The sequence below is a fragment of the Ensifer sp. ENS03 genome, assembly GCF_014852035.1.
Classification (GTDB): Bacteria; Pseudomonadota; Alphaproteobacteria; order Rhizobiales; family Rhizobiaceae; genus Ensifer; species Ensifer adhaerens.
The window spans coordinates 898,119-915,615 of record NZ_JACVAV010000001.1; the positions used below are offsets into that span (position 1 = coordinate 898,119).

Consider the following 17,497-nt stretch of genomic DNA (forward strand, 5'->3'; position numbering starts at 1 on the left):
GTGCAATAATTATGGGCCGCGACGCTGAGGCGCTTTTCATTTCGCGGCGAATTGATAGGCTGTTCGCATGATGGCTACTCCGATGGCGCAAAAGAGACGCGAGCGAGGCTTTCTTGACGGTCAGTTCCTGATCGCCATGCCCGGGATGTTTGACGCCAATTTCGCTCGCACGGTCATCTTCATCTGCGCCCATTCGGACGATGGCGCCATGGGCTTCATTCTCAACCGGCCTCAGCAACTGACCTTCCCCGACGTGCTGCTTCACCTCGATCTTCTCGATGAGGACGAGGCGATCCGACTCCCGCAGGTAACACGGGATTTCCAGATTCAGGCGGGCGGTCCGGTCGAGACCGGGCGCGGCTTCGTGCTGCATTCCGACGATTATCTGAGCGATTCCAGCATTCCCGTCAGCGACGATATCTGCCTGACGGCGACGCTCGACATCGTCCGCGCCATTTCGCGCGGGGAGGGGCCTGTGCGCGCGACAATGATGCTCGGCTACGCCGGGTGGGGACCGGGCCAGCTCGAATCGGAAATCACCCAGAATGGCTGGCTCACATGCCCGGCGCGCGATGAACTGATCTTCGACAAGGCGCTCGACGACAAATACGATCGGGCGCTGGCGCTGATGGGTGTTTCGGCCGCGATGCTCTCCATGGATGCCGGCCACGCCTGATTGGCGGCTGACCGACCTTTCCCAGATCCTTGATGCAGAAATGAAAAGCCCGTCGGATTGTAACCGACGGGCCTGGAGACGTTGGTCTGCGCGCTGAGCGGCGTCGCCTTGGCGATTACGCCCGCTTCATCAGTGGAAAGCGTTCCTTCAGCAGGCGCTGGATCGATTCCGAACCGATCGGCGGACCGAAGAGGAAGCTCTGCCCATAGTCGCAGCCCATCTGCGACAGCTGGATTGCGTCGTCCTCGGATTCGATGCCCTCGGCCACCACCTGCATGTCGAGCTCGCGCGCCATCGTGATGACGGAGCGCAAGAGGATGCCGCGCTTGTCGCTTGGGTCGCGCACCAGCGCCTTGTCGATCTTGATCGTGTCGAAGGGGAAGCGGGTGAGGTAGGAGAGCGACGAGTGGCCTGTGCCGAAGTCGTCGAGTGCCAGCTTGAGACCGGCTTCCTTCAGCTTTTCGAGTACGAGACGGGCCTGCTCCGGATTTTCCATTACCAGCGATTCCGTCAGCTCCATCTTCACCTTGCCCGGGTCGCAGCGGTTCTTGGTGAGAATGGCACGGACGTCGTCATAAAGCTCATTGTTGAGAAGCTGCGCGCTCGAAAGGTTGATCGAGACGAAGATCGGCAGATCGCCGGTCTGCAGCTGCCATTCCGTCAGGTCGCTGGTCGCCCGGTCGAAGGCGAACATGCCGAGCTGGTTGATGAGGTCGGAATTCTCGGCGATCGGGATGAACTCGGTCGGCGAGATGTTGCCACGCTTGGGGTGATCCCAGCGCATCAGGGCCTCGAAGCCGGCGATCTCGGCATCGTTCAATCGCACGATCGGCTGGTAGACGAGAGAAAGTTCCTTGCGCTCGATTGCCTTCTTGAGATCGGCTTCAAGCTGCATGCGGTCCGAGCCGGAGGTGCGGAAGGCCGGGCGGAAAGGCTCGACGCGGTTGCCGCCTTCCTTCTTGGCCCGGAACATCGCGAGCTCTGCGTCGTCGAGAAGGCCGGTCGCACTCTGTTCCTGGTCGAGCCAGGAGACGAGCCCGATCGATGCGGTCAGGTTGATTTCGCGGTTGCCGTAGTTGAGGGGCACCATGATCGCCTTGCTCACCGCATCGGCGAAATCGGCGACTTTGGCCGGATCGCGCTCGGACATCAGGATCAGGCCGAACTGGTCGCCACCGAGGCGGGCCAGCGTATCCTGCGGGCGCAGCAACCGGCGCAGGCGCCGCGTCAGCGCGATGAGGATGTTATCGCCGGCGGCAATGCCCAAGAGATCGTTGACCTGCTTGTAGCGGTCGATGTCGATCGCAAGCACCGTCGGGCGGACCGAGTTGCTGCCGTCGGCCATCAAGAGCATCGCCTGCAGCCGGTCGAGGAAGACCTGACGGTTCGGAAGCCCGGTCAGATTGTCGAGCAGGGCGTTGTGCAGCAGCCGTTCGACCGAGTTGCGCTGTTCGGTAATGTCGATGATCGTGCCGACGCAGCGGATGATTTCGCCGTTGGCACCAAGCACCGGCCGGGCACGGATCGAGAGCCAGTGATAGTGGCCGTCCTCGGCGCGTACGCGGAATTCATGGTTCAGCTTGCCGCGGCGGCGTTCCAGCAACACGTCGAGTGTGGCGCGGAAGCGGTCGCGATCGTCAGGGTGAAGCCGCGGAAGCCAGTTGCGCAAGGGGCCGTGCATGCTGCCGAGCGAGAGGCCGAGCTGCGTCGAGATATCGGGCATCGTCACCACCCGGTCGCGGGCGACGTCCCAGTCCCAGACGGTGTCGCCGGAGCCGGTAAGCGCCAGCGACTGGCGCTCGAGATCGGAGAACAGGCCCTGCTGATAGCCGCTGCCCGCGACCGCGTGCTGCATGACGGTAAAGCCGATCAACAGTACGATCAGCACGAGACCACCGCCGAGCGCCGGCTGCACGATGTCGTTGGCGAGCTGGCCGGTGACCGTCAGCCAGGCGCCGAAGAGCCAGACGAGGATAAGCAGCCAGGCGGGAACGAGAAGGATCGCGCGGTCGTAGCGGTTGAAGCCGAGATAGGCGATCAGGACGATGCCGACCGTGCCGGTCAGCGCGAAGGAGAGGCGGGCGATGCCGGATGCGATCGCCGGGTCGTAGACGGCGACGCCGAAGAGCAGGCCGAGGCCGAGGATCCAGGCGAGCGTCGCATAGCCGAGATGCTGGTGCCAGCGGTTGAGATTGAGGTATGTGAACAGGAAGATCACGAGGCCGGCCGCAAGGAAGACCTCTGTGCCCGCGCGCCATATTCGCTCGTCCCCCGCCGTCACGCTGATGAGCTTCGACAGGAAGCCGAAGTCGACGCAGATATAGGCGAGAACGGCCCAGGCAAGGGCTGCCGTTGCCGGCAGCATCGAGGTTCCCTTGACGACGAAAAGGATGGTCAGGAACACCGCAAGCAGGCCGGCAATGCCGAGCACGATGCCGCGATAGAGCGTGAAGGCGTTGACCGTGTCCTTGTAGGAGTCCGGCTCCCAGAGATAGATCTGCGGCAGTTCCGGTGTTGCCAGCTCGGCGACGAAGGTGATGATGACGCCCGGCGCCAGCGTGATGCGGAAAACGTCCGCCTCGTCGCTCGGTTCGCGGCTGAGCGCGGAGCCTTCGCTTGGCGTGATCGAAAGAATGCGCTTGGAGCCGAGGTCCGGCCAGAAGAGCTTGGAATTCACCAGTCGGAAATGCGGTGCGACGATCACGCGGTCGAGCGGTTCGGCCGAAACGTTGGCGAGCGCGAACACAGCCCAGTCGCCCTGATGGTCCGCACTGTTGGAGCGCACTTCGATGCGGCGCACGATGCCGTCGGTTCCGGGTGCTGTCGAAACCTGAAAGGCTTCGTTGCGGCCGCTGTAGATTTCGGTCGTTGCCGTCAGGTCGAGCGCCGTGTCTTCACGCGAAATCTTGACCGGCTCCAAAGCCTGGGCCGCGCCGCCGAGCGCACAGAAAATCGTCGTGAGCGTTATCAGAAACGCTGCCAGCTTGGAGGCTGACCAGGCGAAGGGCGAGCGGGCTAGAGGCATCAAAGGGGCATATTCCTGTTCGGTAGGGCATCGTCGGACAGGAGAGAAAAGAGCAGATGGTCTCGCCACTGGCCGTTGATTCTCAAGTACTGTCTTAAATAGCCTTCACGCTCAAAACCGGCCTTTTCAAGGAGCCGGATGCTTCTTGAGTTGTCCGGAATACAGGCTGCTTCAATACGGTGCAACTCAAGGGTCGAAAAGATGTAGGGGATCGCGAGCCTGAGGGCCGCAAACATGTGGCCTTTGCCCGCGTGGCGCGCGCCCATCCAGTAGCCGATCATGCAGTTTTGCCCGGCGCCGCGGCGAATGTGGCCGATCGTCAGTCCGCCGAGCAGGACCTCGCCTGGCTTGTGGAAAAGGAAGAGCGGCACCGCCTGGCCGGAGGCATATTCCTGCTCGTTGCGGACGACCCGGCCGCGGAAGGCGCTCTCGGTCATTTCGTCGGTGCGCCAGGTCGGCTCCCACGGCTCCAGGAAGGCGCGGCTGTCGCTTCTGAGCTGATACCACTGGCGATAATCGGAATAGCGGGGGAGGCGGAGCAGGTAATTCTGGTCAGCGATTTCGACCGTCTCCGGCTGCCGCGACAGGAACCGAAAAACCGATCGTGTCATAGCTGCCTCCGAGGCCGTTCCGTTTACGCGCGAGGACCTTGTACCATCCGCCCGACGGCACGTCTTTGCGCCGTCACAAATCGAAACGTTGCACAACTTTGCGCGCAAATCGAATCCGATTTTGCGAAAAGTCGCAAAGACTTCACCATTCGGACATGCGGTCATCATCCGTGGCGCGCCGGCTGGCCGAACGCAGTTTCCAGGCGACGCTTGAAAGCGCCTCCATTGCGAAATTGCGCAATGCTTGGGAGGCCGGGATCGCTTCATCGTTTTGATGAAATGGAGCCCGGCCGTTCAGCCTTCGTCTTAGCTTGCGACGGCGTGCGGGACGGCGGCCTTGCCGGTCAGTGACGACAGGATGTCGCCCATCGGGGCAAGCTGTTCCAGCGGGCCGATCGCCGAAAGCGTCGGCGTGGTGTCGAAGAACAGCCGACCGGCAAGGTCGGTCAGGCGTTCGATGGTGATGCCGGAGAGGCGCTCCATCAGTTCTTCATTCGGGATCGGGCGACCGTAGAGCATCATCTGACGGGCGATCTGGCCGGCACGGGCCGCCGGGCTTTCCTGGCCCATCAAAAGCTGTGCGCGGATCTGGGCACGGGCGCGCTCGATTTCCTGCTGCTCGATGTTCATCGAGGATTTGCGCAGTTCATCGACGATGACCGGCATCAGCTCCGGCAGGTTCTCGCCGCCGGTCGCAGCATGCACGCCGAAGATGCCGGTGTCGGAGAAACCCCAGTGGAAGGCATAGACCGAATAACAGAGGCCACGATGCTCGCGCACTTCCTGGAAAAGGCGCGAGGACATGCCGCCGCCGAGAATGTTGGCGAGGATCTGCGAGCAATAGAAGTCGCGCGCGTGGTAAGCCTTGCCTTCAAAGCCGAGCAGCACCTGCGCGTCCATCAGGTCGCGGGTTTCGCGGCTCTCGCCGCCGGTGTAGAGGGCAGTTTCGAGCACGGGCGTTGCGATCGGTGTGCGCGGCAATGACGAGAAGCGTTCTTCGACCTGGCGAACAAAGGATTCGTGTTCGACGGCGCCGGCGGCGACCACGAACATGCGGTCGGTCGTGTAGTTGCGGCCGAGATAGTGCCGGATCTGGTCGGCGGAGAACGACATGACCGTGTCCGGCGTGCCGAGGATCGGCCGGCCGACGGTCTGATTGCGATAGGCGGTCTCGGCGAAGCGGTCGAAGACGACATCGTCGGGTGTGTCGTCGGCAGCGCCGATCTCCTGCAGGATCACGTGCTTCTCGCGGCGCAGTTCTTCCTCGTCGAAGCTGGACTCGGTCAGAATGTCGGCGAGAATATCGACAGCAAGCGGCACGTGGTCCTTGAGAACCCTGGCATAATAGGAGGTCGTTTCGGTGGAGGTCGCAGCATTGACCTCTCCACCGACGTTTTCGATCTCTTCGGCAATCTGGCGGGCGGTGCGCCGCGCGGTGCCCTTGAAAGCCATGTGCTCCAGCAGATGGGCAATGCCATGTTCGCCGAGAGTTTCATTGCGCGAACCGGACTTGATCCACACGCCGAGCGCCACACTTTCGAGATGCGGCATCTGCTCGGTTACCACCGTCAACCCGGAAGGGAGCCGGGTGCACTCAACTTTCATCATACGTTTCTTCTCGTTCTTACCCCCGGAGACGGGTACGCTCGCCGATAAAGGTTTCGACGGTTTTCAGGTCCGGATCCAGGATATCGAAACGCTCCTCCCTGTTCATCAGGTCAGCAAGCCACGTCGGAAGCGCCGGGTCAATACCACTTGCCGATTTTACCGCGTCCGGGAATTTCGCCGGATGGGCGGTGGCAAGCGTCACCATGGGAGCGGATGCCTTCTCGTGTTTGGCGGCGACGAAGACGCCGACGGCGCTATGCGGATCGAGCAGATAGCCCGTGTCTGCAAGCGTCTTTGCGATCGTCTTGGCGACTTCTTTCTCCGAGGCGCGACCGGCGCGGAACTCCTTGCGGATCGCCTTCAGCGCCTTTTCGCGGATGGTGAAGGAACCGGACTGCTTCAGCCCATCCATCGCCGAGCGGATTTCGCCCGGGTCGCGGTCGTTCGCCTCGAACAGAAGCCGTTCGAAGTTCGACGAGATCTGGATGTCCATCGACGGTGCGGTGGTCGCCTTGACGTCGCGCATCTCGTAGCGGCCGGTCTTCAGCGTGCGGGCGAGAATGTCGTTTTCGTTGGTGGCGATGATCAGCTTGTCGATCGGCAGGCCCATGCGCTTGGCGACGTAGCCGGCGAAGATATCGCCGAAGTTGCCGGTGGGGACCGTGAAAGAAATCTTGCGGTCTGGGCCGCCGAGCGCGAGCGCCGTCGTGAAGTAATAGACGATCTGGGCCATGATGCGCGCCCAGTTGATCGAGTTGACACCCGAAAGCTTGACGCGGTCGCGGAAGGCGGCGTCGTTGAACATCGCTTTGACGAGGTTCTGGCAGTCGTCGAAGTTGCCGTTGACTGCAATCGCATGGACGTTCGATGCGCTCGAGGTCGTCATCTGCCGCTGCTGCACCGGCGAGACTTTGCCGTGCGGGAAAAGAATGAAGATGTCGGTGCGCTCACGACCGGCAAAGGCGTCGATGGCGGCGCCCCCGGTGTCGCCCGAAGTCGCGCCGACGATGGTGGCGCGCTCGCCGCGTTCGGAAAGCACATAGTCCATCAGCCGGGCGAGCAGTTGCATCGCCACGTCCTTGAAGGCGAGCGTCGAGCCATGGAAGAGCTCCATGACGAAGGCGTTCGGTCCGGTCTGCACCAGCGGCGCCACCGCCGGGTGGCGGAAGGTGGCATAGGCCTCGTCGATCATTTCGCGGAACTTGGCCGCCGGGATCTCGCCATTGATGAAGGGTTCGAGCACGGTAAAGGCAATGTCCTGGTAGGATTTGCCGCGCAGGCCGCGAATTTCCTTCTTGGAAAACTTCGGCCATTCCTTGGGGAGATAGAGACCGCCATCGCGCGCAAGACCGGCAAGCAGCGCGTCGCAGAAGCCGAGAGGAGCGGCTTCGCCGCGCGTCGAGATATACTTCACCATCGTTGTCCTTCGTCCCACCTCAAGGATTGCGGCGACCTTGGGAAACGTCGTCGCGACACGCTCGTCTTATTGCGTCAGTCCTTGACAAAGTCTGCATCTATTCTTGTCACCGACCCAATTTCCGGTCGCAAAACTAGCTTCGGAAAATTCGGAAGGGACGGACTGACCCAATCGATTTTTCAGTTTGTCGCTGCTATAGACGATGCCCGAAGGCCATGAAAGGTCTTCCGGCCGAGATTTCGGTCAAGGAGTTTCAACCGGTCCAGCAGAGGTTGTTCAACGTGTTTGGCAAAGTTTCCCGGCCTGTTCTCGCAATATCTTTTCTCGCAGCCCTAGCCGGCTGCAATAAGACGCAATCCGGTGGGGCGATCGACGCAGGCGGCAGTGCCGCTGCTCCGACGCCGGCCGTCGTTCAGGCCGCATGCCCGCAGGTCGTCATTCGTGACGGCACAAATGTGCATGCCAGCTACGCAAAGGGGGCCAAGAACGACCCGACGAAGCTCGTCTATCAGGCCTCCCTGGCAGACACCACGCGGCAATGCGTGCAGAGCGAGAGCGCGTTGACGATAACCGTCGTGGTCCAGGGCCGCGTCGTCAGCGGTCCTGCCGGTGGTCCCGGCAAGGTCACCATGCCGATCCGCGTGGCTGCAACCGACGAAGACAAGACGCTCTATTCCGAACTGACGCAGCATGCGGTGGAAATCCCTGCAACCGGTTCGGCCCAGTTCGTCTTCACCAAGGCCGACGTGACGCTGCCGGCCGGCGCCGGATCCAATGTCACCGTCTATGTGGGCTTCGACGAAGGCCCGCCGGCCAAGGGCAAGAAGAAGTAAGCAGCGGCCTATGCCGCAAAAAAAACGCCGGGGCTTGCCCCGGCGTTTTCATTTCCGTTGTGTGCGGCTTATTCAGCCGGAACGCTCTTGCCGCCTTCCCACTTGTAGAGCGAGAAAGCCTGCGAGGTCAGGTCGCCGGCTTCGCTGTAGGTCAGCTTGCCGAGAACCGTGTCGATGGCTTCGCCAGACTTGATCGCAGTTGCAACCGCGGTCGCGTCTTCGGCGGAGCCTGCCTTCTCGATGCCGGCCTTCAGCACCTGGACGGCAGCATAGGCGTTGAGCGTGAAGGCTTCGGCCGGGATGTTTTTCGCCTTCAGCGCTTCGACAGCCGGAGCCGAGGCGGGGTTGCTGGTCGCGTCGCTGGCATTGGTGTAGACCGTGCCGGTCGCAGCTTCGCCGCCGATTGCCCAGAACTCGGTGTTGGACAGGCCGTCGCCGCCGAAGATCTGCGCCTTCACGCCCTGGTCGTGCATCTGGCGTGCCAGCAGGCCACCTTCCGGATGATAGCCGCCGAAGTAGACGACATCGACGTTTTCCGACTTCAGGCGGGTAACGATCGCGCTGAAGTCCTTGTCGCCCGGGTTCAGGCCTTCATAAACGACTTCGGTAATGCCGCCGGCATTGATCGCCTTCTTGAAGCCGTCAGCAAGGCCCTTGCCGTAAGGCGCCTTGTCGTGGAGGACGGCGATCTTCTTGTCCTTGAGGTTCTTGACCACATAGGCAGCGGCGACTTCGGCCTGCTGGTCGTCGCGGCCGCAGGTGCGCAGCACGTTCCAGAGACCGCGGGTGGTGAGGTCAGGCGTCGTTGCAGTCGGCGTCACCATCAGGATGCCGTTTTCGGCAAGGATGTCCGAAGCCGCCATCGAGGTGCCCGACAGAACCGGGCCGACGACGTAGCGGATGCCTTCACCAGCAGCCTGGTTGGCAACCGAAACGGCCTGCTTCGGATCGCCGGCGTCGTCGAGCATCTTCAGCACGATCTTCTCGCCATTGATGCCGCCAGCCTTGTTGATCTCGTCTGCAGCCGTTTCCGCGCCGTTCTTCACCTGCTCGCCATAGGCCGCGACCGGGCCGGTGAGCGGCGTGATCACGCCAATGGTGATGTCGGCGAAGGCGAGCGGGCCGAAGGCGACGCTGGCCGCCAGGGTCAGGCCGGTCAACATTGAAAGACGCATTGTGTTTCCTCCTAAAAATACCCCGATGGGGCTTGCTTGGTACGGCCCTCGTGCGCGGCTCCTCGAAAACCGGGAAGATTTTCTAGGGGACGTGACGCCACTGCAATGTGTCATCATGTCCCTCGGCGTCTAATTGGACGTCTGCCGTGTTGGCCGAAGGCTTCTTTCCCGCTCCGGCCGAAAGCCGGAGCGAAAGGGGCATGGCGGTGTGCGACCGCCTGTGGCCAGTCAGGCCGTCATCGACTCCGACCATGCGGAAAGGGCCGCGATCACGCCCGGCAACGCCGTCATGCGCGAAATCACCGTTTCCGCACCCGCTTCGGTCAGCTGGTCGGCATGCGAGGGATGGGTGTGCGAACCGCCGGTGAAGCCGACGACGCGCATGCCAGCGGCACGTGCACCGTGGATGCCGTGCACGGAGTCCTCGATCACCAGCACCCGCGACGGGTCGACGCCCATCTGCTTGGCGCCGTGCAGGAAGATATCCGGCTTCGGCTTGACGCGGTCGGCGCCGAGGTCGCGCGCGGAATAGATGTGTCGGCCGAAATGGTCCTTGATGCCGACCTTGCCGAGCATCATGGCAAGCCGCGCCGAGGTCGAGTTGGAGCAGATGCAGTGCGGCAGCGTCAGCTGCGCCAGCATCGGCTTGACGCCGTCGATGATGTTGAGGTCGCGGGCAAGGCGCTCGTCGAGGATGACGTCGACCTTGCTGATGAGCTGGGCCGAAAGCGGGATGCTTGCTTCCTTCTCGATTTGCAGCAGCGTGTTGTGCCAGGTCATGCCGGCAAAACGCTCCGCCATTTCCTCGACGCTGATCGGGTAACCCGCTTCTGTCAGCAGTGCTGCTTCGACTTCCGATGCGATGATTTCGGAATCGACGAGAACGCCGTCGCAATCAAAAATGATGAGATCGATACCGGTCATATGGAACAGTTCCCTGGGAGGAGAGGCGCCGCAGGCGGGGGGAGGAATGTTCGCGCGGCGCGGGGCTTTCGTACGGCAGAGCTTTTATACGATGGTAGGCCAAAGCTCAACCATTGGAAATTATCGAAACCGCCCGTGCGCTTGCTCGACAGCATTGTTTCGCGGCTCTATCAGTAGGCGATGGAAAAGCAGCAGGACGACACGCTCGCAAGTCGCATCAGCAAGGCCCTGGCCGAGCGCATCATCTCCGGCATGCTCATGCCCGGGGAGCGCTTGCGGCAGGATCATATCGCCGAGGAGTTCGGTGCGAGCCACGTTCCCGTACGCGAAGCCTTTCGACGGCTGGAGGCCCAGGGCCTTGCCGTCAGCGAGCCGCGCCGCGGCGTTCGCGTCGCCTCTTTCGACCTGAAGGAGGTGAGGGAGGTCGCCGAAATGCGCGCGGTGCTGGAGGTTCTGGCGCTTCGCCATGCCATCCCGCATCTGACGCCGGCGATCCTCGATCGGGCCGAGATGGCCACGGCCGCCGCCGATACTTCGCGCGACGTGCGCTCCTGGGAGGCGGCAAACCGCGCCTTCCATCGGCTGATCCTCGAACCCTGCGGCATGCCGCGGCTGCTGGCGGCGATCGATGATCTGCATGCAGCGAGCGCCCGCTTCCTGTTTTCCGCCTGGCGTACGAGCTGGGAGGCGCGCACCGATCACGATCACCGCGCGATCCTCGCCGCCTTGCGCGAAGGCCGAGGCGACGAGGCGGCAAAGATCCTCGAACGCCATGTGGGCTGGATCGGCAAGACGCCGGTCAGGACCGCCGCGGGCGAAACCCGCGAGGCCTTTTCCATCGTCGGCTAGAGTGGTTTTGCTGGCAGCAGCTACTGCGGAAACAGCTCGGAGAAAGCCTTCTCGCCATTGGCGGTGAAGCGGATGGCGCGGCTGTTCGCCTCGCGCTTCGCCCAGCCCCTGTCGATGAATAGCGTCAGCAGCGCTTCGCCAAGCGAACCGGCCAGATGCGAGCGGCGCTCGCTCCAGTCGAGGCAGGTGCGGCAGATCGGGCGGCGGGATTTTTTCAGCGCCGCATAGTCGATGCCGAGCGTCTCGATCCGGTTCTGCCCGTCGGGCGTCAGCGCCAGGTCGTCGCCGGTGACTTCGATCTGCTTTTCGGCAATCAGGCTGTCATACATGCGCACGCCATAGTCGCCGGCCAGGTGATTGTAGCAGACGCGCGCTTTTCTCAGCGCCGGATCCTTCGGCCCGGGGCGGTGCCGGTTCATGCCGCGGCTGGCGGCAAAGCCCATCAGGTTCTCGAGCATCAGCCCGACTTCGTCTTCTGCCAGCTGAAAATAACGGTGACGGCCTTGCTTGCGCTGGCTGAGCAGACCGCCGGCCTCGAGCTTGGCCAGGTGGGAACTGGCGGTCTGCAGCGTGATGCCGGCATGGGTGGCAAGCTCGGTTGCGGTCAGCGCACTACCCCCCATCAGCGCCGTCAGCATGTTGGCGCGGGCGGGATCGCCGATCAGCGATCCGATGAGAGCGATGTCTGGGCCTTCCTTCATACTTCGATCGTAATCGAAGCATTCTCGCACTTCAAGCAGGCATAGTCACTTCATCGAAGATCGGGCGAAAGGCCCCAAAAGACCTGGAGATGATGATGATCACCTGTTTCATCCGCTACGAAATCGATCCCTTCAAAAAGGAGGAGTTCGCCACCTATTCGCGCAACTGGGGCGAGGCGATCCCGCGCTGCGGCGCCGATCTTGTCGGCTATTTCGGCCCGCATGAGGGGTCGGCGACAACGGCTTACGGCGTTTACAACATCGAGAGCCTCGCGGCCTACGAGGCCTATCGCGCCCGGCTTGCCGCCGATCCGCTCGGCCGGGAAAATTATGCCTTCTCCCGCCGCGAGCGGTTTATCCTGAAGGAGGATCGTATTTTCCTGAAGAACGTCTCGACGCCCATCGGAGCAAAGTGAAACATGATTGCCGTCATCTTCGAAGTCCTGCCGGCCGAGGGCCGGCGTGACGCCTATCTCGGCATTGCCGCCGACCTGCGCCCGCTGCTCGACGACATCGATGGCTTCATCTCGATCGAGCGGTTCCAGAGTCTGGCCAATCCCGACAAGGTGTTGTCCCTGTCTTTCTGGCGCGACGAGGAGGCGGTGAAGGCCTGGCGGAACGGCGCCGAACATCGTGCCGCCCAGGATGCGGGGCGTCACGGCGTCTTTGCCGATTACCGCCTGCGCATCGCCTCCGTGATCCGCGACTACGGGCTGAACGAGCGCCATGAGGCCCCCTCAGACAGCCGCGCCTTTCACGATGCCCGGTGAAACGGCGTCCGCGACGCTTGAACGGGGCGGCGGGAGGCGGGTGAACGCCCGTTCCCGCCTTTCCTGTCCACTCCAGAAGACCTCTCTAACATAGCGCGACTACGCACTTTTTCGAAACGGCCTTCAGGCTTTGGTAACCATCTTCGGTAACCATACGCTCCATGATCCGTTCCGAGTAAGCGTATTTGCGAGTTGTCCATGTCTTCAGTTGTTTCGCTTGCCGAAGTCTCCCGTTCCACCCGTCCGTTGGGCTGGCTCGACAGCATCATCAAGGGTGACTGCGTTGCCGCGCTCAATGCGCTTCCCGACAATTCGGTCGACGTCGTTTTCGCCGACCCGCCCTACAACCTCCAGCTCGGCGGCATGCTGACCCGTCCCGATCAGTCGGTGGTCGACGCCGTCGACGACGAATGGGACCAGTTCGCATCGTTCGAAGCTTACGACGCCTTCACCCGCGCCTGGTTGCTCGCCTGCCGCCGCGTGCTGAAGCCGACCGGCACCCTTTGGGTGATCGGCTCGTACCACAACATCTTCCGCGTCGGCGCCATCCTGCAGGATCTGCACTTCTGGATCCTCAACGACATCATCTGGCGCAAGACCAACCCGATGCCGAATTTCAAGGGCCGCCGGTTCCAGAACGCTCATGAGACGCTGATCTGGGCGACGCCGAACGCCAATGCCAAGGGCTACACCTTCAACTACGATGCGATGAAGGCGGCCAATGACGACGTGCAGATGCGCTCCGATTGGCTGTTCCCGATCTGCTCCGGTCACGAGCGCCTGAAAGGTGACGACGGCAAGAAGGTGCATCCGACCCAGAAGCCGGAAGCGCTGCTCGCCCGTATCATGATGGCTTCGACCAAGCCGGGCGACGTCATTCTCGATCCCTTCTTCGGTTCCGGCACGACCGGCGCCGTCGCCAAACGCCTCGGCCGCCACTTCGTCGGCATCGAGCGCGAGCAGGATTACATCGACGCGGCATCGGCACGCATCGACGCGGTCGAACCGCTCGGCAAGGCGATGCTCTCTGTCATGACCGGCAAGAAGGCTGAGCCGCGCGTCGCCTTCAACACGCTGATCGAAAGCGGGCTGATCAAGCCCGGCACGGTTCTGACGGACGCCAAGCGCCGCTACAGCGCGATCGTTCGTGCCGACGGCACGGTCGCCTCCGGCGGCGAGGCCGGTTCAATTCATCGCCTGGGCGCCAAGGTCCAGGGGCTTGATGCCTGCAACGGATGGACATTCTGGCACTTCGAAGAGGGGAACACCCTGAAGCCCATCGACGAACTCAGAAGCGTCATTCGAAATGATCTGGCAAAACTGAACTGATCAACCAGTTCCGCCGGATCCTTCGAAAAGCGCTCTAACCGGTTTTTGTACCTTCAGTCCCGGAAAGAGAGCTTTAAATGCCCGGAATCCTCAATGTGAGGATTCCGGGCATTTGTATGTTTGGGCCATCCGACGGAGCGTTTGAAGCGCCCGGCAGGGCCCTGAGGTCGATTGCCAATCTTCGCATCCGCTCATAGGGTTCGGACAGAGCAACCTTCATCCGAACAAGAGTGTTAACCGCATGGCCGTGCCCGATCGTCTCCAGCGCGTGAAGCAATGGGCGCGGCAAATCAAGCGCGACGTCGTTGCGCTCTGGTTCGCCGCGCGAGATCGTCGAACGCCGTTTTCGGCGAAATTCGTTGCCGGCACTGTGGCGGCCTACGCACTTTCGCCGGTCGACCTGATCCCCGATTTCATTCCGATACTCGGCTACCTCGATGATCTTATTCTCGTTCCGCTCGGCATCCTCTTGGCCGTACGTCTGGTGCCGCGAGCGCTGATGGAAGAATTCCGAGAGCGGGCGGCGGCATTGGAAGGACGCCCGTCCAGCCGCAGCGGCCTCCTCGCGATCCTGAGCATCTGGTTCGCGGCCGCAGTCGTTGCGGCCTGGCTGGCATGGGGCTTCATCGCGGCCAGGCCCTGACAATGGGCCGCGGCGACCCGTGCCGCCGCCGCGCGCCGAATGGAGGATACGCCGCCTTTAGAGAGCCGGCGTTCCCTGTGGGCGCAAGTGGTAGAGGGTTCGGGCGCCCTTATCCTCGAAGCCGCAACTGGCGAGCACAGGCTCGAGGCGTGCTCTTTCGTCTTCCTGTAACTCGACGGTGGCGACCCTGATATCGGGATAGGCCGCGGGTATGCGCTGAAGCAGGGCGGCAACCAGGGCAATCAGCCCGCAAGACGGGGCATGGTGTTCGGTGATGTGGATCATCATTTCATCGCTCCAGACAAAGGCGTAGGCCTCGGCGACCACGAGGTCGTGATGTTCCAGCCAGTGCATCAGCAGCCCCCCCTCATCCCAGTCAGCGATACGTTGGGCGACGGAGTCCGCGTCCCAAGTCGTGGTGCAGGTATCTCCACTGCAGTCCGGTATCCCCGCGTGTGTGAGGAAGTCCACGAACTTTGCGAGGAGATTTTCTGGAAGAGGCGCCTGGACGGCGTAAACGACGGCACCGTCCTTGGGTTTTGCGATTGTGGCCGGCCAGCGCTTGGGTGGCGCCTGCCAGGTCCTGAACAGATCCCGAAGCGCGGTCGCGCCGGTCATTTCGACGACCTGCTGGTTGAGGGCGGTTTTTCGGGAGTGCCAGATGATGCCTTCTGAACCGGCCTCTACGGCTGCAAGCCGAAAGAGCCGCGCGAGAATTTCGGCGTCGTGCAGGTCGTGCGACGGCATGGCGTGCCAGCCTCGATCGGCCGCTCTCTTGTCGTCGCCTTCAGTCGGCGGCCGAAGGCTGAGCCAGCCCGCCAGTTTGGCATCGCGTCTGGCGACGACGAAACGGGTATCTGAAAACCGTTCTCCAAACTCTTCCGGAGGCACTTCGTCGCGAAAGCTGGCCTCGGTCGTCGCGTAGAGCTCGTCGATGAAGGCGTCCTTGGCGGCGCCGTCTCGAATTACTGAAAATTCTAAACTATTCATATATTGCCTCTGCGATTGCGCAATCACAGGTAGTAAATATGATTCGTGGCGGAATCGTGCCGCCACGAGCAGGAGCCATCGTCGATCGGCAGTTTCAGCCTACGGATGAATGCCGTAGCCGGCGAGATCGGCCTTCAGCTTTTCCGGATCGACGAAATGCACCGCATGCCAGCCGGCAAGCCGCGCGGCTTCGACGTTGGGAATGCTGTCGTCGATGAAAAGGGTGGCCGATGGGTCGAGATCGAAGGCCCGCGTGTGCGTCTCATAGATGGCGATATCGGGCTTGATCAGCTTGACGTCGCCCGAAACGGTGACGCCGCGTGGCAGCGTCAGGAAGGGGTAAAGGACCTGCGCCTCGCGGAACGTGTCGGAGGCGAAGTTGGTCAGCATCGTCACGTCGCGTCCTTCGGCGATCAGTCGCTCCAGGAGTGACACCGTCTCCACATAGGCGTGCGGCACCATCTCCTGCCAATATTTGCGGAAGGCGCGGATCTGTTCTTCACGCTCGGGAAAGTCCTTGATCAGCAGCGCTTCCGCCTCTTCCCAGGAACGGCCGCGGTCCTGCTCGATGTTCCAGTCGTGGGTGCAGACATTGGCAAAGAACCACTCGCGCTCGGCCTCGTCGGGGATGATGCGGCTGTAGGGCAGGTTGGGGTCGTAGTGGATAAGCACCTTGCCGATGTCGAAGACGATGTGGCGGATATCGATGCTGCTCATGAACGTATTCCCTGCTTGAACTTTCGGAGTTGGAGCGGGACGGGTGGGCCCGTACCGTGCTAGCGTTCCGCCTTGAAGGCATGCGGGATCGCCTGGGCGATCGCCTTCTTCATCACCGTCGGCAGCGCCTGGGCACTTAGCGAGTGAACCGGCTCCCACCAGCCGTTGCCCTGCGTCCCGGCGCGCGCGACATTGGCGCGGTAGACCGAGAGACGCAACTCGAAATGCGTGAACACGTGGCTGATGGTGCCGCAATCTTCCCAGGCCGCTGCAAAGGGTTGGGAGGCAAGCGAGGTGTCGCCGTCCTGCCGCGATGTCCAGTCGGTGCCGGGCACTTCGGTCATGCCGCCAAGCAGGCCCGTCTCGGCCCGCTTGCGCAGATAGACCGCGTTGTCGGCGTCGATCGCGACGAAGGCGGCGCCGCGCCGAAGCGGCTTGTCCTTCTTCTGCGCCTTGCGCGGAAAGGTTTCCGGATCGGCGACGACAAGCGCGCGACAGTGGGCGCGGAAGGGACAGAGCGAGCAGGCGGGCCGTTTCGGCGTGCAGAGCGTCGCGCCGAGATCCATCATCGCCTGGGCGAAATCACCCGGCCTGCTCTCAGGGGTGAGCGCGGCGACGCGGGCCCGCATCTCGGGCTTTGCCGCCGGCAGCGGCGTTTCGATTGCATAGAGGCGGGAAATCACCCGCTCGACATTGCCGTCGAGCACGGCGCTTCTGCGATTGAAGGCGATCGCCGCGACCGCGGCGGCGGTATAGTCGCCGATGCCGGGAAGGGACTTCAGCCCGTCCTCCGTGTCGGGAAAGCGGCCGCCATGATCGTTCGCGACGGCCTCGGCGCATTTCTTCAGGTTGCGGGCGCGCGCATAATAGCCGAGCCCGGCCCATGCCTTCATCACGTCCTCATTCTCGGCGCGCGCAAGGTCCTCGACGGTCGGCCACAGTGACAGGAACTTTTCGAAATAGGCTTTTACCGCCTGCACCGTCGTCTGCTGCAGCATCACTTCGGAAAGCCAGACATGGTAGGGATCGGCGACGATGCCTCGGCGTGCCATCGGCGGCGAAACCCGCCAGGGCAGGTCGCGATGGTGCCTGTCGTACCATTCCAAAAGCAGGGGTGCGGCGTCCGCCGCCGGTATCGTATCGTGCATGATTTGCCGGGAGTTCCGTTTCCGGCCTATACTTGGCGAAGCGGAGCCGCGGCATCAAGGCTCAATCGACATTGCCTACAG

General features: G+C 62.5%; 17 protein-coding genes. 7 read left to right on the forward strand and 10 right to left on the reverse strand.

Annotated elements, in window-relative coordinates; translation table 11 throughout:
• The first annotated feature begins 70 nt into the window (after positions 1-70).
• Entirely contained in the window at positions 71-676 is a 606-nt protein-coding gene (locus IB263_RS04350; protein ID WP_034801471.1) for a YqgE/AlgH family protein, read from the forward strand.
• A gap of 115 nt (positions 677-791) precedes the next feature.
• On the opposite strand, the gene IB263_RS04355 is transcribed toward IB263_RS04350, so the two are convergent.
• From IB263_RS04355 to thrC, 4 genes are all read right to left on the reverse strand, one after another.
• The gene (locus IB263_RS04355; RefSeq protein ID WP_034801269.1) at positions 792-3,701 is read right to left on the reverse strand and encodes an EAL domain-containing protein; all 2,910 of its coding nucleotides are present in this window, start codon (positions 3,699-3,701) and stop codon (positions 792-794) included.
• Complete coding sequence (locus IB263_RS04360) at positions 3,701-4,312, reverse strand: GNAT family N-acetyltransferase (protein ID WP_034801272.1); 612 nt, start codon at positions 4,310-4,312, stop codon at positions 3,701-3,703. Before IB263_RS04360 ends, IB263_RS04355 begins: the two co-directional genes overlap by 1 nt.
• Positions 4,313-4,618: 306 nt before the next feature.
• Positions 4,619-5,920 carry a pitrilysin family protein gene (locus IB263_RS04365; protein ID WP_060516297.1) on the reverse strand — a complete coding sequence of 434 codons (1,302 nt, stop codon included), beginning with the start codon at positions 5,918-5,920 and terminating at the stop codon, positions 4,619-4,621.
• 16 nt (positions 5,921-5,936) lie between these two features.
• Positions 5,937-7,337 carry a threonine synthase gene (thrC, locus tag IB263_RS04370; protein ID WP_192437699.1) on the reverse strand — a complete coding sequence of 467 codons (1,401 nt, stop codon included), beginning with the start codon at positions 7,335-7,337 and terminating at the stop codon, positions 5,937-5,939.
• Positions 7,338-7,618: 281 nt separating this feature from the next.
• Here thrC and IB263_RS04375 point away from each other — a divergent pair, with 281 nt between their 5' ends.
• Positions 7,619-8,170 (forward strand): hypothetical protein, encoded by a 552-nt coding sequence (locus IB263_RS04375; protein WP_060584362.1) that lies wholly within the window; start codon positions 7,619-7,621, stop codon positions 8,168-8,170.
• 68 nt (positions 8,171-8,238) lie between these two features.
• Here IB263_RS04375 and IB263_RS04380 read toward each other — a convergent pair whose 3' ends face one another.
• Together IB263_RS04380 and IB263_RS04385 are read right to left on the reverse strand one after the other, a co-directional pair.
• A complete protein-coding gene (locus IB263_RS04380) occupies positions 8,239-9,345 on the reverse strand; it encodes an ABC transporter substrate-binding protein (protein ID WP_034801278.1) in 1,107 nt (368 codons plus the stop codon).
• A gap of 228 nt (positions 9,346-9,573) precedes the next feature.
• Entirely contained in the window at positions 9,574-10,269 is a 696-nt protein-coding gene (locus IB263_RS04385; protein WP_034801280.1) for an HAD family hydrolase, read from the reverse strand.
• A 180-nt stretch (positions 10,270-10,449) separates the two neighbouring features.
• Here IB263_RS04385 and IB263_RS04390 point away from each other — a divergent pair, with 180 nt between their 5' ends.
• Positions 10,450-11,118 (forward strand): GntR family transcriptional regulator, encoded by a 669-nt coding sequence (locus IB263_RS04390; RefSeq protein WP_034801282.1) that lies wholly within the window; start codon positions 10,450-10,452, stop codon positions 11,116-11,118.
• Between the two features lie 20 nt (positions 11,119-11,138).
• Here the strand turns inward: IB263_RS04390 and IB263_RS04395 are convergent, their stop codons facing one another.
• Positions 11,139-11,819 carry a helix-turn-helix transcriptional regulator gene (locus IB263_RS04395; RefSeq protein WP_112770736.1) on the reverse strand — a complete coding sequence of 227 codons (681 nt, stop codon included), beginning with the start codon at positions 11,817-11,819 and terminating at the stop codon, positions 11,139-11,141.
• 95 nt (positions 11,820-11,914) lie between these two features.
• Between IB263_RS04395 and IB263_RS04400 the strand changes: the two genes are divergently transcribed.
• From IB263_RS04400 to IB263_RS04415, 4 genes are all read left to right on the forward strand, one after another.
• Positions 11,915-12,235 (forward strand): NIPSNAP family protein, encoded by a 321-nt coding sequence (locus IB263_RS04400; protein ID WP_113187089.1) that lies wholly within the window; start codon positions 11,915-11,917, stop codon positions 12,233-12,235.
• A gap of 3 nt (positions 12,236-12,238) precedes the next feature.
• A complete protein-coding gene (locus tag IB263_RS04405) occupies positions 12,239-12,589 on the forward strand; it encodes an antibiotic biosynthesis monooxygenase (RefSeq protein WP_034801289.1) in 351 nt (116 codons plus the stop codon).
• Positions 12,590-12,787: 198 nt separating this feature from the next.
• Complete coding sequence (locus tag IB263_RS04410; protein WP_034801293.1) at positions 12,788-13,918, forward strand: site-specific DNA-methyltransferase; 1,131 nt, start codon at positions 12,788-12,790, stop codon at positions 13,916-13,918.
• Positions 13,919-14,159: 241 nt separating this feature from the next.
• A complete protein-coding gene (locus tag IB263_RS04415; RefSeq protein ID WP_192437701.1) occupies positions 14,160-14,561 on the forward strand; it encodes a YkvA family protein in 402 nt (133 codons plus the stop codon).
• Between the two features lie 57 nt (positions 14,562-14,618).
• Here IB263_RS04415 and IB263_RS04420 read toward each other — a convergent pair whose 3' ends face one another.
• Genes IB263_RS04420 through mutY form a run of 3 tightly spaced genes read right to left on the reverse strand, consistent with a single transcriptional unit; the run spans position 14,619 to position 17,416 of the window.
• Positions 14,619-15,617 (reverse strand): hypothetical protein, encoded by a 999-nt coding sequence (locus IB263_RS04420; protein WP_192437702.1) that lies wholly within the window; start codon positions 15,615-15,617, stop codon positions 14,619-14,621.
• Positions 15,618-15,650: 33 nt separating this feature from the next.
• The gene (locus IB263_RS04425; protein WP_113554617.1) at positions 15,651-16,268 is read right to left on the reverse strand and encodes an HAD family phosphatase; all 618 of its coding nucleotides are present in this window, start codon (positions 16,266-16,268) and stop codon (positions 15,651-15,653) included.
• A gap of 59 nt (positions 16,269-16,327) precedes the next feature.
• Positions 16,328-17,416 carry an A/G-specific adenine glycosylase gene (mutY, locus tag IB263_RS04430; RefSeq protein ID WP_210336564.1) on the reverse strand — a complete coding sequence of 363 codons (1,089 nt, stop codon included), beginning with the start codon at positions 17,414-17,416 and terminating at the stop codon, positions 16,328-16,330.
• Positions 17,417-17,497: the final 81 nt, after the last annotated feature.

Excerpts from the sequence above, each read along its gene's own strand:
- IB263_RS04425 (WP_113554617.1), bottom strand. The coding sequence starts at position 16,268 with ATGAGCAGCATCGATATCCGCCACATCGTCTTCGACATCGGCAAGGTG.
- IB263_RS04380 (WP_034801278.1), bottom strand. The coding sequence starts at position 9,345 with ATGCGTCTTTCAATGTTGACCGGCCTGACCCTGGCGGCCAGCGTCGCC.
- IB263_RS04395 (WP_112770736.1), bottom strand. The coding sequence starts at position 11,819 with ATGAAGGAAGGCCCAGACATCGCTCTCATCGGATCGCTGATCGGCGAT.
- IB263_RS04390 (WP_034801282.1), top strand. The coding sequence starts at position 10,450 with ATGGAAAAGCAGCAGGACGACACGCTCGCAAGTCGCATCAGCAAGGCC.
- IB263_RS04410 (WP_034801293.1), top strand. The coding sequence starts at position 12,788 with ATGTCTTCAGTTGTTTCGCTTGCCGAAGTCTCCCGTTCCACCCGTCCG.
- IB263_RS04415 (WP_192437701.1), top strand. The coding sequence starts at position 14,160 with ATGGCCGTGCCCGATCGTCTCCAGCGCGTGAAGCAATGGGCGCGGCAA.
- mutY (WP_210336564.1), bottom strand. The coding sequence starts at position 17,416 with ATGCACGATACGATACCGGCGGCGGACGCCGCACCCCTGCTTTTGGAA.
- IB263_RS04405 (WP_034801289.1), top strand. The coding sequence starts at position 12,239 with ATGATTGCCGTCATCTTCGAAGTCCTGCCGGCCGAGGGCCGGCGTGAC.
- IB263_RS04355 (WP_034801269.1), bottom strand. The coding sequence starts at position 3,701 with ATGCCTCTAGCCCGCTCGCCCTTCGCCTGGTCAGCCTCCAAGCTGGCA.
- IB263_RS04400 (WP_113187089.1), top strand. The coding sequence starts at position 11,915 with ATGATCACCTGTTTCATCCGCTACGAAATCGATCCCTTCAAAAAGGAG.
- IB263_RS04365 (WP_060516297.1), bottom strand. The coding sequence starts at position 5,920 with ATGATGAAAGTTGAGTGCACCCGGCTCCCTTCCGGGTTGACGGTGGTA.
- IB263_RS04350 (WP_034801471.1), top strand. The coding sequence starts at position 71 with ATGGCTACTCCGATGGCGCAAAAGAGACGCGAGCGAGGCTTTCTTGAC.
- IB263_RS04385 (WP_034801280.1), bottom strand. The coding sequence starts at position 10,269 with ATGACCGGTATCGATCTCATCATTTTTGATTGCGACGGCGTTCTCGTC.
- IB263_RS04360 (WP_034801272.1), bottom strand. The coding sequence starts at position 4,312 with ATGACACGATCGGTTTTTCGGTTCCTGTCGCGGCAGCCGGAGACGGTC.
- thrC (WP_192437699.1), bottom strand. The coding sequence starts at position 7,337 with ATGGTGAAGTATATCTCGACGCGCGGCGAAGCCGCTCCTCTCGGCTTC.